Here is a 15,473-nt window from a genome sequence, read left to right on the forward strand (position 1 = left end):
CCTTTTAGTAAGACATTACTTCTTTAATATATAGACCATTAATCAAAAACATAATTTTTGTTAATTCTATAAAAACTAAAGGTTTGATTATATGGTATTATTTATACTAGGAGCAAATACTTCAGGTGTTGAGCCCAGTGGTTTTTGCCCCATATTAGGCCCTACAAATTCTTAGGCGACAATACGTCTGACAACCATTTTATACTACGTACGCCAGTCATCGGAAATGCGGTTTGATGACTACCTTCGATTACAATATGCGCTATGGATAGACTCTTATCGTTTCTATTTTTCAGAAGAGTTACAAATTCTTTAACGAGTTCGCTCAACTCATTTTCAAGGGTACCATTGAAATAAAAATGTTAACATTCAGACTGTTCGACTTTGATAGTGAATCAGAAAGCTTTGAAAGATATGGGATATTGGTCCGAAGTGATGGGCTTCCAAGAATGTAATTTTTAAATGAATTTGGTTGAGTCAATACTATATATGAGCCAAATAAACCACCAAGTGAATACCCAAAATATGTACGGTTATCAGGATCTGTTCGATAATTGCTTTCTACATATTGAATCACATCATTACGAATAAAATTTAGATGATTTCTCGCTTCTCCAAATTGATACTTGGCTTGTTTTTCAGCGCTGTTTGATTTTTTTATCGAGTAATCCCTAAATCTGCTTTTATAAGGTTTCGTATCCATCAAATCTTTTTGCCATGAAATTCCAACTAGAATAACATCTTCTAACATGTATTCTGTTGAACCAGATAATAATTCCACATGCCACATCGCATCAGTAAAGTAAATCACAGGGTGTTGAATGGCATTGTTTTCTGAATACCCCTCTGGTAGCTTAACATAAAGTTCATATTGCCTGTCAGTCTGCGTGTCCTTTATAGGGATTACCTGTATACTAGGAAGTTCTAAAGACAATCTTTGTTCTGTTTTTGTACCATTCTTTGCCGAATCTTCTTGAGCAAAGACAGTATTCACAATTAGAAAGATTGTCAGCATTATTATTGTGCTTGATTTCATACTCTCTTTTTATGGTCTCAGGTTTTCAATAAACTGTGCATCTACCCAGAAGATATCTACATTCTCGTAGTCGGGTGAGCCTACATTTCTGTTGAAGAAAAGATATTTTCCATCAGGTGTTACGAACGCGGTAGACTCCCAAGCTTCTGTATTTATCTTATCTCCTAAATTAATAGCCTCGCCCCATGAATCATCTTTCTGTCGGAAGCTAATATAGAGGTCAGAATCACCGAAACCGTTCTCCCTTTCGCCATCCCATATAATATAAGACTCATCAGGGGCAATGAAGGGGTGGGCATTAAATTTGCCATTGTTAATCTCTTTGGGAAACGGTATTGGTGTCTCGTGCTTCCCATTAATGAAGCGAGAATAACGAATAACACCATCTCCATCGTCAGAGCCTACCTCATCAAAAACATAGGTTCCTTTTGTGGATGATGTAAGCCGCATAATACGAAAGTCCTCGAAATAAGAACCGAGGCTTTTTACTTCTGACCAGCCCGTTTCAGTGCGTTCCATATATTTCTTTCCCAAATGTATGGTTTTACCATCAGGAGCAAACACTGGTCTGCCTGTTCTGGGCATCACATATGATTCTTTCCATCGATTATCTGTATTTTTAAAAACAACCAATGCGTGCTTTTCATAGCTACCGCCATTCCTATTAAAGTAAAACTCTTTTAAATCTGGCGAAAAGAATCCACTCAGTTCGCGATGCTCTGTAGTAACAATTCCGGGTGCGAAAGGTTCGGCCATTTTACCAGGTGGCTTTTGTCCCATATAGGGCCCAGTAAGCAATGGAAATTCTAATGAATCATTTTCTTGAAGAGCAATTGGCCTTACCTTATCAATGACCTCTGTGCTGACCCAATAAATATTGGCGAGACCAACTTTTCCTTTTCTCTCAGCTCTTCCAAAGAATAGATATTTACCATCTGGAGTGATGGTGGGGTTTTTTTCGCTAAAATCAGAATTTACTGCTTTTCCCAAGTTAATGGGCTTGCCCCATGTACCGTCTTGATTCTTGAAACAGACATAAACATCATTGTCTTTTCTACTTTCATCTTCTTTGTTTCGAGCAGTTACTAATACATAATCTTGAGATGGCGAAATGCATACATGATGACCAAATTCGAGGTCTAGTTCTTGTATCACGGGAAATTCACAGTTTTTGTTGGGCGCATAATATGGTTTTCTTGCTGATAAGTTGAAATAATACAAGTCTCCATTTTTAGCTTGTTTTGGGAAAAATACCAAATCGTCATTTACAGGAGAATCGAGTAGAAGCGCATCGCTCCAAGAATCTTCAAAACGGTTTACGTACCAAATTTTTTCATCCTTAAAAATAGAATCCACAGCGGTAAAATAAATCCTTTTGCCATTAGGGCTTACGAATGGGTGTAACTCTTCTTTTTTCCTTCCTTTGGTAAAGTTTGCTCTTTTAATGGGAGTCCATTTATTGTCTTCAAGTTTTGAAAAATAGATAGCTGTTTCTTCGTTTTCATTATTAGCTCCAAAATAGATTTCTTTTAAATCTGGAGAAAAGGAAACAGCACCTTCGTACCTTCCATTAACTGAAACAATACCTGGAGCGAAAAGTTCAGATGTTAAACCTGGGGGTTTTTGACCAAGATAAGGTCCTTGAAGGAAAGGAATTTCTTCTTGACCAACAGTATTTTCACCCATAGTTGGGTTTGAATTCTGAATAAAAGCAGGTAGAACTCGCTCTGCGATTATTTGCAGGGTTTTGTTATCTTGATTATGAGCAGTAACCACAACCATCAAATCAAGTTCTTCAATTAGAACAATAAATTGACCACCACCGCCTTGTGCAGAGGTGCTGTAATAACTTTTATTGCCATGTTGTAAATCTGCATTCCACCAGAAATAACCGTACCCCTGATTAGAGACATCTTTTCCTCCTCCAAAGACATCATCATCACCAGTAGTGAGAATCCTGCTGATTGCTTTGGCAATAAATGCTTCGGGAATCAACTGTTCACCATTCCATTTGCCTTTATTAGCTGTTAAGATGCCCAACTTAACCATATCACGCGAAGTTATGCTTGATCTACTCCCCGCATAGGGTAGTCCGCTAAGGTCTTCCGTACCCCAACCACTGTGCACTATACCTAATTTATTCAATACTTCATTTTTAATAAAATCTTCCACTTTGCCAGGTACAACGGTATTAAGTACTTGCATCACCAAGGCAGGATTGTAATTGCCATATAAAAAATGCTGAGACTCCGGCGTAATGGGCGCACTATGTTCTAGAAGGGCTTGAATTTGTCCTTGGCCTTTTAACTTAGAGGGGTTTTTCTTGAATGCTTCTTTTTGTTTTTCACTTATGCTAAGCCCTCCACGCATCGTAAGTGCCTTATGCAACGTTATTGTCTCAACACCGGCAACAAACTTTTTTGTGTCTAAACCTTTGAAAAAACTAACCAAAGGTTTATCTAAATCAGCCATAGTCAAATAACCTAGCTGAATAGCACGACCTAGCGCCAGACTTGTATAGGCCTTGGTAGCCGATGCTTGCGGATGTGGCAGATTAACACGACCACGTAAATAATAAGATTCAAAAAGAAGCTTGCCCTTGTGGGCAATTAGAAAACTATCAAAATTACCATGTAAACTATCGGCAATTTCTTGGGCTAGTTTAAGAACCATTGCTTTATTACCTCCATCCACTCCTAATTTGCCTAAAGGAATACCGTCTTTTCTATCTTTTGGAGCAGTATCGATAAAAGGTTCCTTAAGGTATGCGATTTTCCAAAATGGAGCCTCAGACCCACTAATTGTTTCATTTATTTCTGCAACTGTAGCCTCTGGTGCTGGACTATTGTTTTGTTGGGCAAGGCTAGTGCTTGTTTGTATGAGAAGAATTAAGAGTAGTAGTCCCGTTTTGTTTTTCATGTGCGCTTACTTATATATCTTACAAAATATGTTTTTTTCTTGCTTGCATGCCATCAAAACCTTGCCAACTGCTCTATACCATAATAAACTGCACTAAAAAGCCATTAATATTCCTTAGCTTGTATAGATAAATCATTGTTAATGAACTTAAGATTTTTACTTTTCTTTCTTTTGATGCTGATGCTTGAGCCTGTATATGCTCAAGACCCTGTTTTTAAGATTCATTCCGTGAAATACAAAATTGGTGATCAGGCAGACTGGTCGGCCAAAGCTTTGAACGATGCTCATTGGATACGAAAAGCACCTAAAATACAAGACAATCAAATACTGTGGTATCGTTACTCTATTGATATTCTAAAAGCGCCAGAATCACTACGCCAATATGGTATACAATTGGAAGCCTATGGCGAATACGAGATTTTTTGGGATGGTATAATGATTGGAAAAAACGGAAATCCGGGACAAGAAGGTGAAATGCCTTCTGAAGGAGAACTTTGGACTACGTTTAGCATTCCTAATCATCTTTCAAATTCCGGTAATCATGTTTTAGCACTACGAGCGAGTCTTCACTATTTTCCGGACCATACAAGAATTGATGATTTAGAGATTGACTATTATGATGATTTACTGACCAGAGGTTCAGTTAAAAACGCATATATGCACATTTTTGCAGGTGCATTTTTAATTACCTCTCTTTACTTCTTTTTTCTATTCCTTAGCAACAAAAAAGCATATTCAACTCTTGTTTTTAGTATATGTTGCTTTCTTGTGTTTGCGCTAACATTAACGGTTTATAGCAAAGGATATATACCTATGCATTACAGTTTACACGTAATTAGATTACAAATTATCAGCACTTTTTTATTGGGAATTTCATTTTTGATACCGTTCTATTTTTCTATGCAGTTTCCATATCCTAGGCAAAAAATAGCACTTTTTATATATGGAGTAATACTGTTATCTATTTTCTTTCTTAACCACCATGCTTTTGATTTTAAAGCGTTCAACATGGTGGTGAGTATGTGGTTTTTTTCCTTTGGAATAGTACTCTATGGTGGTTATAAAAAAATTAAAGGTGCACGTCTTGTACTGTTAACCTTGCTTTTGTCTCTTGGAGTTTATTTTGCAACTAGTTTTAGCATTAGTCTTTATGTAGGTCTAGGTCTTATTCTTTTGGGGATGTTGTATCTGCTTTCCATCAATATAAAAGAACAACGATTGGCATATGAAAATTCACTCGTTCAATCTTCACGCCTACGTTTGGAATTATTGAAAAAGAATATTCAGCCGCATTTTCTCATGAACACCTTAACCTCATTAATAGATTGGATAGAAGAAGCACCAAAAAAAGGCGTTTTATTTATTGAAGCTCTAGCAAAGGAATTTGATTTAATCAATCAGATGGAAAATAAAACCTTGGTGCCTATTTCACAGGAAATTGAACTTTGTCGAACTCATCTTGAGATTATGAAATACCGTAAAGAAATAAATTATTCATGGATAGAGGAGGGGATAGACTTTGAACAAAAAATACCACCCGCAGTTTTACATACCCTGTTGGAAAACGGAATTACGCACAGCCTTCCGTTAGCAGATAATAGCATCAAGTTTAAACTGCTATTTGAGTCGAAAAGTGATTATAATTATTATACGTTTTTAACGATTGCTACTACTGTGAAGGATACAACAAATAGAATTGAAGAAGGCACTGGATTGAAGTACATAAAGGCACGACTTACAGAAAGTTATCAAACTAAATGGGATTTTAGTTCCGAGCCAACAAGAAACGGTTGGAAAAATGTCATTAAAATATATTCTTAAGTAAAATGAACATATTAATTGTTGAAGATGAAGCTAGAATAGCCAAAAGGATAGAACGTATGACACGTACTATTTTTGGTAGCGCTTTACAGTCAATTACACTAAGCAGCTCATTTCAAGAGGCGTTGCATTATATTGAAAATAATGTCCTCGATTTTGTACTTCTAGATTTAAATCTTAATGGTGAAAACGGTTTTGACTTACTGACCACATCGGTTTCTAAATCGTTTCATACCATAATAATCTCTGCCAATAAAGACCAAGCAATTACTGCTTTTGAATATGGCGTTTTAGATTTTGTGCCAAAGCCCTTTAATCAAGAACGATTGGAACAGGCTTTTAACCGAGCAACAACTAAGGAAACTTCAGAAGGTCATGAGCTCAAACTTTTGGCCATCAAAAAAAGAGGTAGGGTACAACTAGTACCTATTGAAGAATTACTCTATATCAAAGGAGCTGGCACCTACACAGAACTCTTTCTTAAAAATGGAACAAAAGAACTTCATGACAAATCACTTGAAAAACTAGAGCAGTTGCTGTCGCGTACATTCATACGTATCCATAAGTCTTACCTAGTAAAAATATCTGAAGTAAAAGAAATCATCGTAAAATCTGGTAGTAAATATTGGGCTGAGCTAAAAAATGGGGAGCTAATTCCCATCGGGAGAACAAAATACAAAATCCTTAAAGAAAGATGGCTTTAACTACCAACAACAATTCTTTTCTTTAACAAAACCCACTTAAAAACATAAAACAAAATACATAGCCATGTAAAGGTGGTTAATACACTTTTTATAATTGTAAATGTACTTGATACTGCAACAAAATAATTTGAAAACTCAAAGCTTTTTGTAATCATTAATATGATGCAAATATTTTCTAAATAGTCAAATAGCATTGCAAAAAAGGGAAGAATTAACAGGATTGAATTAATTCTATTATGATTTGTTTTGGTAAGGCGGAACAAACGAAATAAAAGACTACTTAAGAACAAGGCCAACAAAAAGGGGTACAGTACATCTAGCACGGATAATTGTGGAAATAGATAGAGGTTTATAGTTTTGTCATTCATGGCATTAACCATTAAGGTAGCGTCTGAAAATGAATAACCAAAAGTTTGTAAATCAAAGGCTTTTGTGCCAATTTCCTTGTTTATTTTTGGAAAAGTATAGGTCATCATCAATACTAAAATGAGATGACTTGATAAGAACAAAAACCATATGTTTTTAACTGTAGCTGTTCTAGATAATACCTGGTGTAATAACTTCATTGTAATTCGTATTTGGTTAAAAGACAAAGGTCTTTATCCCAAAACAGAAATCCATTAACAAATGATAAGCATTACGATTGTGTTCGTAATCTACTTAATGAAATAGTAGTAATTCCGAGGTAAGAAGCAATATCGGCGTGAGCAATACAATTCTCAATATTTGGATATTTTGTTCTTAGAATTTGTAATCTACTTTTCGCAGGAAGGGATGCTAGACCAATTTCTTTATCAACCTTTGCCATCAATTCATTTCGTAAAACTGTATTACCGAAATGTCTAATTTCATGGTCATCAATCATCAATTGTTCAAATTTTTCAGCATGTAGGGTTGCCACTTCCATTTTGGTTAAGAATTTAATATTTAGAATGGATTGTCCATCTTTATTTCGTGTCGTAAAAGGAGATATTATTGAATTTGACATAAAAAATGACAAGGTAATTTCTTCACCTTCCGGATTAAAAAGGAAACTTTTGCAAATACCATCAAGTACAAAATATTCGAAATTATCTCTTTGACCAACTTCAGTGATGAAATCCCCTTTTTCAAGCGTAAGAAATTGAACTAAATCTTGAACTTTTTCAATAGCCCTACTTGACATAGGCGTAACTGAATCAATTATAGGCTTTATTTTATCGTGCATTATTCAACTCTATTAACACAAAAGTGACAATTATAATTTCTACAAAATATAAGGAATGCGTTTTAACATTTCTAGAATTCAATAAACGCCTCTAATATGCTTATGAACTTTATTTGTATAAAATTCTTCCAAATCTCGCATTAGTTTTTCAGGCAATGCAGTTAAATTACTAGTTGCTGCATTTGCATAAACATGGGTAGGGGAGCTGGCACCCGGTATAATACTGGATACCTCTTTATGATCTAAAATCCAGCGAAGTGACAATTCAACCAAATTCATATCTGCTGGACATAACTCTTTCAATTCATCTGACAATTGAACACCAGTATCAAACGGAAGTCCCGCAAAGGTTTCACCAACATTAAAGGCTTGACCATCGCTATTAAAATTCCGGTGATCATTTTCAGAAAACGTTGTTTTGCGTGTAAACTTACCGGAAAGCAAACCACTGGCTAGGGGTAAACGCACAATTATTCCGACACCTTTTGCATAGGCTTGAGGCAACAATTCTTTGGTTAATTTTTGTCTAAAAATATTATATATTACTTGTAGTGACTGTAATCCTTCTTGTTCAAGACATAGTAAGCCTTGTTCCACACTTTCTACGCTTGCACCAAAATGAACTATTTTCCCTTCATTTTTTAAATTACGTAACCAATTAAAAATTTCACCTTTTTTTAATTCTTCAGTTGGAATACAGTGTAATTGCAAGAGGTCAATACAATCTACGTTTAAGCGTTTTCTTGAAGATTCTACACTATCGCGTAAGGCTTGTTCGTTATAATTATCAGGAAAAACATTGGAGCTACGGCCAAATTTAGTCGCAATTTTAATGTTTGCATTCGAACTTTTAAAAAATTCTCCAATAAGCATTTCACTTTTACCATCACCATATACATCAGCAGTATCAAAAAAAGTCACCCCATTAGAAACAGCTTCAGTAAGAATTTCAAAAGCTTTTGTTTTCTCTATTCCATCACCCCAATTGCCACCAATTTGCCAACAACCCAAGCCAACTTCACTTACTTCAAATCCATTTTTACCTAAGTTTCGTTTTTTCATTTTAACTATTATACGATTTTAGTACTAAAAAATACATCCTTTTTATTAAGCGTGTATAAGGACTAGCTTTACTATTTTATTTATTATGTAGTTAATTTTCTGCATGTTTATTCTTTTCATAAAGTTCAATGGCCTGCATATAATTTAATGCACCTTTCATTGATAAATCGTTTATAAAACCATCAAGTTCAGGGTGATTAATTTTTGTCCATTGCACTAAAGAATCTCGTTCTTTTTGCCAAACATTCCAATTAGCATCGATATACTCAAAGTCTTCAATTTTTGAGATTTTACCAGAAGTAAAAGAGATTGCGAAACGACAGGTAAGGGGATTGTTTTTTAAAAAAGCATAACGCAATGAACGAGATGCAACTGTGGCAATAATCTGATTATTTTTTTCTTCTAATTCAAGTATTTCATAGGATGGTTTAAAAATGGAATCCCATTTAAACTGTTCATAAAAACTATCGGGTGTAAAAGGCATTATAAAATCACCCCCAACAACGGTAAGGCTATCATCTATAAGTGCTTTTATTTTATTATAATCTCCCGAATCAAAAGCTTTATAATATGAAGTGACGGTTTCTTGATGGGTGATTTTTTTGTTTTCGCATCCCGTAAAGAGATACATTAACAAAAAAATGAATACAATATTTTTCATAGGTCAATATGTAATTACTGCTCAGCGTCTGCCAATTTCTTTGTATCTACAAATTGCTGAAACCCAGTAATTTTTCCTTCGCTATTTAACATCCATAAATGTGCTGCTTGCGCATTATAGGCTTTACCTGTTGCATTTACTTTAGCATCATAACGAAGTGTCGCCAAAACTTTATTCTCACTCATATTGTGGATTTCAATATCCTTTAAATTAAAGTACTCATGGTTAGCACCAAGACGCGCAAAAACTCCATTTAAAATAGCATCAGGCCCAACATACGGATTACCATCTGCAAGCGAATTACTTTCTGCTTCGTTCCATTCAATATTCGAATGCATTAACCCGAGAACTGCTGGTATATCTCCTGTTTCAAAACCCTTATACAGATTCTCAATAACTTGAATGTTTTGGTTGTTGTCCATGATGTTTTATTTAGTTTTTAGGTTTTAAGCAAAATTGAATATATCGCTCTTGTTTGATTTTTGGTTTTAGCGTTCTAAAAATACACAAACCTATCGAATAGCAGTTACGTAAAATTAATTATAGCTGTATCATTTATTTCATCACAATTAGTGCTGTTATTTCAGAAATAAACCTTGTACCAGAATTGTAGTAATAAATTCAAATAATCATAAAGTTTTTATACAAATAACGACTACTAAATTCGCATAAGCATGATTGGTAAAATAGTATTCTTAGCATTTTTTTTAAATAGGCGAGTTTGAAAAAGATTATTACTTTTGCAAAAGACATTAAGTTGTCAAAATACATTGTAACAAGAAGTAAGAATCATATAGCTTTTTATATAGTTTTAATGCTTAACCAGCACTTCAGACCAATACCTCTATCCCCAGAGAATAAACTGTAGTAATCCTTTTAAGTAGTGATTATATTTATATTGCATCATCGTAAAATTGCATGAAAAAAATTGCTATTATCGGTTCAGGATTTTCGAGTTTATCAGCTGCTTGTTATTTAGCACAAGCAGGTAATGATGTCACAATATTCGAAAAAAATGAAGCCATTGGTGGTAGAGCTAGCCAATTTAAAAAAGACGGATTTTGTTTTGACATGGGTCCCACATTTTATTGGATGCCCGATGTTTTTGACCGCTTCTTCACAGATTTTAATCGCAAGAGATCTGATTACTACGAACTTTCAAGGCTAGACCCAGGGTACAAAGTCTATTTTGAAAAAGACGATGCTATAGATATATCTGTAAACCTTGAAATGCTTTATAAGGCTTTCGAAAAAGAAGAACCGGGTAGTAGCAAGTTTTTAAAAAAGTTTCTTTCAATGGCAGAGTTTAATTATAATGCTGCTATGGATGAAGTTATTTATCGTCCGGGAAAATCTCCATTAGAACTCGTAACTTTTGCAACGGCCAGTCGATTAAATCAATTCGTTACTTCAATTAGTAAAACCATACGCAAGAATGTTACCAGTGAACGCTTAATTAAGATACTAGAATTTCCGGTTATTTTTTTAGGGGCTAAACCACAAAACATTCCCACATTCTATTGCTTTATGAATTACGCTGATATGATTTTGGGAACTTGGCATCCAAAAGGCGGATTCTACAAAGTTATTGAGGGTATTGGTAAATTGGCGATTGAATTAGGAGTGCAAATAAAAACAAATGCATCCGTACAAAAAATAGAGGTTGATAAAAATAAAGCAACGGGGTTAATTGTTAATAAGGAGTTCTTGGCATTTGACGCAATTGTTTCTGGGGCTGATTATCATCATACAGAAACATTATTAGATGCACCCTATAAAAATTACAACGAAAAGTATTGGGAGAAAAAAACATTTGCGCCATCTGCGTTATTGTTTTTTGTTGGATTCAATAAAAAGTTGAAAAACCTAAATCACCATACTTTATTTTTTGATACCGATTTCGATAAACATATTGACACTATTTACGGTGACCCCTCTTGGCCTAAAGACCCTTTGTTCTACACTAGTTTTCCTAGTATCACTGATAATACAATGGCTCCCGACGGAAAAGAAGCTGGTATTTTTTTAATTCCATTGGCTCCGGGGTTAGAAGATTCTAATTCAATTCGTGAAAAATATTTTAATCAGATAATCAAACGCATTGAAAAAATCACCGATCAAAGTTTGATTGATACTATACTTTTCAAAAAATCGTTTGGTGTAAGTGACTTTGTTACAGATTATAACGCTTATAAAGGTAACGCCTACGGATTAGCGAATACGTTAATGCAAACTGCGTTTTTAAAACCGAAAATGGAAAATAAAATAGTACGAAACTTAGTGTATACCGGACAGCTTACTGTACCCGGACCCGGAGTGCCTACTACTATTATATCAGGGAAGATTGCGGCAGATCTTACACTTAAGAAATTTAAAAATAAGTAGATGAAGGAGTTATTTGATAAGGTATCATTTAAGTGTAGTAAAATTGTTACGCAAAATTATAGTACATCATTTTCTGCAGGAATAAAATTGTTTGACAAATCAATCCAAGAAAGCATCTATAGCATTTATGGTTTTGTTCGTTTTGCAGATGAAATTGTTGATACTTTTCACGATTACGATAAGGCTACTTTGTTTTCAGATTTTGAAGAAGATTACTACCGAGCAATTAATAGAGGTATTAGTCTTAATCCCATACTTAATTCATTCCAATTAACTGTTCGTAAATACAATATTGATGATGAGCTAATTCAAGCGTTCTTAAAAAGTATGCGAAGTGACCTATCAAAAAAAGAATTCAATGACCAAGAAATTAAAGATTATATCTATGGATCAGCAGATGTTGTGGGTCTAATGTGTCTTAAGGTTTTTGTAAATGGTGATGATGAACGTTATGAAGCTTTAAAACCTGCTGCCATGCGTTTAGGTTCTGCTTTTCAGAAGGTAAATTTCTTGCGTGATATTAATAACGACATCAATCAATTGCACCGAGTTTATTTTCCGATATTAAGAGACAACGAACTAAATGAAGACGTTAAGAAAAAGATTATTAAAGATATTGACGAAGATTTTAGACTAGCATTAGAGGGAATAAAATTACTGCCTGATAATTCAAGAAACGGAGTGTACGCTGCCTATTTGTATTATAGTAAATTGACGACAAAGATAAAATGTACACCAGTTGAGAAATTATTGAATGAACGAATACGCATACCAAATAGAATAAAAGTGTGGGCTTTAATTTCTATTTACACAACCAAAAAATTTGCACTGGCATAGCGCATACGAAAATCTCATACTATGTCGCTTTATTTAATCATACTACTTGTTTCACTCGCTGGGCCTCTAGCAATGAGTTTTGAAAAAAACCTTAGACTTTATACGCGTTGGAAATATTTACTTCCGGCAATTTTTATAACAATGGTAGTTTTTGTTGCCTGGGATATCATCTTCACCGATTTAGGGTATTGGTTTTTTAACCCCATGTATAATTCAGGTATTTATATAAATAAACTTCCATTAGAAGAATATCTTTTTTTTATTGCCATTCCGTATGCTTGTGCGTTCTCATTTTACGCAGTACAATTTCATTTCCCAAAATTTAAATTAAATGCGCAATGGACTAAAATTGTAACATATTTGATGGTATTCGGTTCGCTATTAATTTCATTATTAAATAGAGACCTTAATTATACCTTCATTAATTTTCTTTTTTTACCAGTAGTACTTCTATTAAGTTATTATTTTGCTAAAGAAGTAGTACAATATTATTTAGCAATTTATCCGATATTATTGATTCCTTTTTTTATTGTAAACGGTATCTTAACAGGTACAGGAATTGAACAAGCTGTTTTTGATTACAACCCACAAGCGATTTTAGGAATTCGTATTTTTTCAATTCCCATAGAAGATATGTTTTATAATTTTTCGTTGCTATTATCACCATTAGCGCTTACTCATGTTTTAGAAATGAGATCTAAAAAAAATAAAAACGGATGAAAATTGCAGTAATCGGTTCTGGAATTGGGGGTATGGCTGTCGCTTGCCGTTTAGCTTCAAAAGGACATGATGTAACTGTTTTTGAAAAAAATGCTTCTCCCGGTGGAAAAATTGACGAAATTAAAATGGGAGGGTATCGGTTTGATACTGGTCCGTCTTTATTTACATTACCCGAATTAGTAGAAGAATTATACAGTGCAGCAGGTGAGACAGTACCTGCAACTTTTGCTTACAAAAAACTTGAGGTGTTGTGCAAGTACTTTTACAATAGTGGTGAACAACTTGTAGCATGGTCTGATCAACAAAAATTCACTGATGAGTGTGTTGAAAAACTAGGTGAAGATCCTTCAAATATATCTAAATATTTTAAGAAAGCTTCATTGATTTATAAAATCACAGCAGATATCTTTCTTTTTAATTCTTTGCATAAGGCCAAGAACTTATTGAAATTATCGGTTTTGAAATCGCTACTTCAAGTACACAAAATTCGCTTTTACAAAACCATGCATGGTGATAATAGTAGTAGTTTTAAAAGTCCGTTGCTTGTTCAATTATTTGATAGATATGCAACCTACAATGGTTCTAATCCATATAAAGCACCAGCAACATTAAACGTCATCGCACATCTCGAAAATAATCTGGGTGCCTATTTTCCAGATAACGGCATGTATTCAATTGTACAGCACATTTATGAACTTGCAATAAAACATGGGGTACAATTTAATTTCAATGCATTAGTAACATCCATCGATATAAAAAATAAAAAAGCTGTTGGAATAACTGTTGGTGATACAGCAATGACTTTTGATCGAATCGTATCAGATTCAGATATCAATTATGTGGTGAACAATTTGATGGATCACCCTCAAAAAAAGCGAATAGATAGTTTAGAACCTTCTTCCTCGGCATTGGTATTTTATTGGGGGATAAACAAGGAGTTTCCAGAATTAGATTTACATAACATTCTTTTTAGTGCAGACTATAAAAAAGAGTTTACCAATTTATTTCAAGAAAAAACGATAGATTCAGACCCTACTGTTTATATTTTTGTCAGTTCAAAAATGGTACAAAGTGATGCCCCAAAAAATTGTGAAAACTGGTTTGTGATGGTAAATGCACCTTCAAATTGTACGGCAGATTGGGACGAGTTAATTCGCACAACGAAACAGCATATTATAAATAAAATCAACAAATCACTTAATACAACAATTGAAGACTATATAGAGCATGAGAAAATTGCTTCGCCAATAACTATTGAACAACAGACGTTTAGTAAAGGTGGAGCGCTATATGGTAATTCTTCTAACGCTATGTTTACAGCATTTTTAAGACATCCAAATTTTCTTAAAAGTGTTCAAAACTTGTATTTTGTTGGTGGAAGTGTTCACCCCGGTGGTGGAATACCACTCTGTTTAGCGAGTGCTAAAATTGTTGCAAAAGAAATACCTGCGGTATAAATGAGTCAGATATTTAAATATATAGTGAACGAGGGTCTGCCAATAACATTCATAGTTTTTTACTGTGTAGGTTTGGCATTATATTTCTCCCCGCACACGCACCATTTATTTATGCTTATTACCCCATATACTTTAGTTTTAGTTGCTATCGCAATCTTTTCACATCATAAAGAATGGAATACAACTACAGTTGCCGTTTTAACTGGCATATTTGTTTTAAGTATTCTAACTGAAATAGTTGGAGTAGCAACTGGTAAGATATTTGGAGTTTATGAATATGGTGAAGGCCTTGGTGCTAAAATTGCCGATGTACCTATTGTCATTGGTCTCAATTGGGTTTTCTTAGTGTATGCTTCTAATAGTATTATTTCTAAATACACATCCAAAAATATTTTAATAACCATAGGCGCGGCCACGTTGATGTTACTTTATGATGTGGTTCTTGAAAAAGCAGCTCCCTTAATGGATATGTGGTTGTTTTCAAAAAACACGCCGCCAATAAATAATTATATCGTATGGTTTCTTTTAGCTTTACTATTCAATTGGGCTATTCAGAAGTTTAAAGTAAATACACAAAACAAACCTGCACGCTGGTTGTTTTATAGCCAACTCGGATTTTTTATTATTATAGTATTCACAGTTTATATTAAGAAATGATACGAGC

14 protein-coding genes are annotated in these 15,473 nt (G+C 34.2%); 7 read left to right on the plus strand and 7 right to left on the minus strand.

Going from position 1 to position 15,473, the window contains the following annotated elements; genetic code table 11:
- Window positions 1-325: 325 nt before the first annotated feature.
- Complete coding sequence (locus tag JQC67_RS12750; protein ID WP_203253309.1) at window positions 326-1,036, minus strand: alpha/beta hydrolase; 711 nt, start codon at window positions 1,034-1,036, stop codon at window positions 326-328.
- Window positions 1,037-1,045: 9 nt separating this feature from the next.
- Window positions 1,046-3,955 carry a serine hydrolase gene (locus JQC67_RS12755; RefSeq protein WP_203253310.1) on the minus strand — a complete coding sequence of 970 codons (2,910 nt, stop codon included), beginning with the start codon at window positions 3,953-3,955 and terminating at the stop codon, window positions 1,046-1,048.
- Between the two features lie 141 nt (window positions 3,956-4,096).
- Between JQC67_RS12755 and JQC67_RS12760 the strand changes: the two genes are divergently transcribed.
- Both JQC67_RS12760 and JQC67_RS12765 read left to right on the plus strand, forming a co-directional pair.
- Window positions 4,097-5,776, plus strand: a complete 1,680-nt coding sequence (locus JQC67_RS12760; RefSeq protein ID WP_203253311.1) for a histidine kinase — start codon at window positions 4,097-4,099, stop codon at window positions 5,774-5,776.
- A 5-nt stretch (window positions 5,777-5,781) separates the two neighbouring features.
- Complete coding sequence (locus tag JQC67_RS12765) at window positions 5,782-6,480, plus strand: LytR/AlgR family response regulator transcription factor (RefSeq protein ID WP_203253312.1); 699 nt, start codon at window positions 5,782-5,784, stop codon at window positions 6,478-6,480.
- On the opposite strand, the gene JQC67_RS12770 is transcribed toward JQC67_RS12765, so the two are convergent.
- The 5 genes from JQC67_RS12770 to JQC67_RS12790 all read right to left on the minus strand — a co-directional run bounded on the left by JQC67_RS12770 (window position 6,477) and on the right by JQC67_RS12790 (window position 9,832).
- Entirely contained in the window at window positions 6,477-7,046 is a 570-nt protein-coding gene (locus JQC67_RS12770; RefSeq protein WP_203253313.1) for a hypothetical protein, read from the minus strand. The two genes, JQC67_RS12765 and JQC67_RS12770, sit on opposite strands and share 4 nt — an antisense overlap.
- Before the next feature lie 71 nt (window positions 7,047-7,117).
- On the minus strand, window positions 7,118-7,687 hold the full coding sequence (locus JQC67_RS12775; RefSeq protein ID WP_203253314.1) for a Crp/Fnr family transcriptional regulator: 570 nt from the start codon (window positions 7,685-7,687) through the stop codon (window positions 7,118-7,120).
- 78 nt (window positions 7,688-7,765) lie between these two features.
- A complete protein-coding gene (locus tag JQC67_RS12780; protein ID WP_203253315.1) occupies window positions 7,766-8,749 on the minus strand; it encodes an aldo/keto reductase in 984 nt (327 codons plus the stop codon).
- Window positions 8,750-8,840: 91 nt separating this feature from the next.
- The gene (locus JQC67_RS12785; RefSeq protein WP_203253316.1) at window positions 8,841-9,410 is read right to left on the minus strand and encodes a nuclear transport factor 2-like protein; all 570 of its coding nucleotides are present in this window, start codon (window positions 9,408-9,410) and stop codon (window positions 8,841-8,843) included.
- A gap of 14 nt (window positions 9,411-9,424) precedes the next feature.
- On the minus strand, window positions 9,425-9,832 hold the full coding sequence (locus JQC67_RS12790; protein ID WP_203253317.1) for a nuclear transport factor 2 family protein: 408 nt from the start codon (window positions 9,830-9,832) through the stop codon (window positions 9,425-9,427).
- 496 nt (window positions 9,833-10,328) lie between these two features.
- Between JQC67_RS12790 and JQC67_RS12795 the strand changes: the two genes are divergently transcribed.
- The 5 genes from JQC67_RS12795 (at window position 10,329) to JQC67_RS12815 (ending at window position 15,466) form a co-directional block, all read left to right on the plus strand.
- The gene (locus tag JQC67_RS12795; protein ID WP_203253318.1) at window positions 10,329-11,795 is read left to right on the plus strand and encodes a phytoene desaturase family protein; all 1,467 of its coding nucleotides are present in this window, start codon (window positions 10,329-10,331) and stop codon (window positions 11,793-11,795) included.
- The gene (locus JQC67_RS12800; RefSeq protein WP_203253319.1) at window positions 11,796-12,632 is read left to right on the plus strand and encodes a phytoene/squalene synthase family protein; all 837 of its coding nucleotides are present in this window, start codon (window positions 11,796-11,798) and stop codon (window positions 12,630-12,632) included.
- Between the two features lie 21 nt (window positions 12,633-12,653).
- The gene (locus JQC67_RS12805) at window positions 12,654-13,352 is read left to right on the plus strand and encodes a lycopene cyclase domain-containing protein (protein ID WP_203253320.1); all 699 of its coding nucleotides are present in this window, start codon (window positions 12,654-12,656) and stop codon (window positions 13,350-13,352) included.
- The gene (gene crtD / locus JQC67_RS12810) at window positions 13,349-14,809 is read left to right on the plus strand and encodes a 1-hydroxycarotenoid 3,4-desaturase CrtD (RefSeq protein WP_203253321.1); all 1,461 of its coding nucleotides are present in this window, start codon (window positions 13,349-13,351) and stop codon (window positions 14,807-14,809) included. Before JQC67_RS12805 ends, crtD begins: the two co-directional genes overlap by 4 nt.
- Window positions 14,810-14,920: 111 nt before the next feature.
- Entirely contained in the window at window positions 14,921-15,466 is a 546-nt protein-coding gene (locus tag JQC67_RS12815) for a carotenoid biosynthesis protein (protein ID WP_203253322.1), read from the plus strand.
- Window positions 15,467-15,473 lie beyond the last annotated feature (7 nt).

Origin of the sequence: Aurantibacter crassamenti (genome assembly GCF_016811105.1) — a bacterium.
GTDB classification, from domain to species: Bacteria; Bacteroidota; Bacteroidia; order Flavobacteriales; family Flavobacteriaceae; genus Aurantibacter_A; species Aurantibacter_A crassamenti.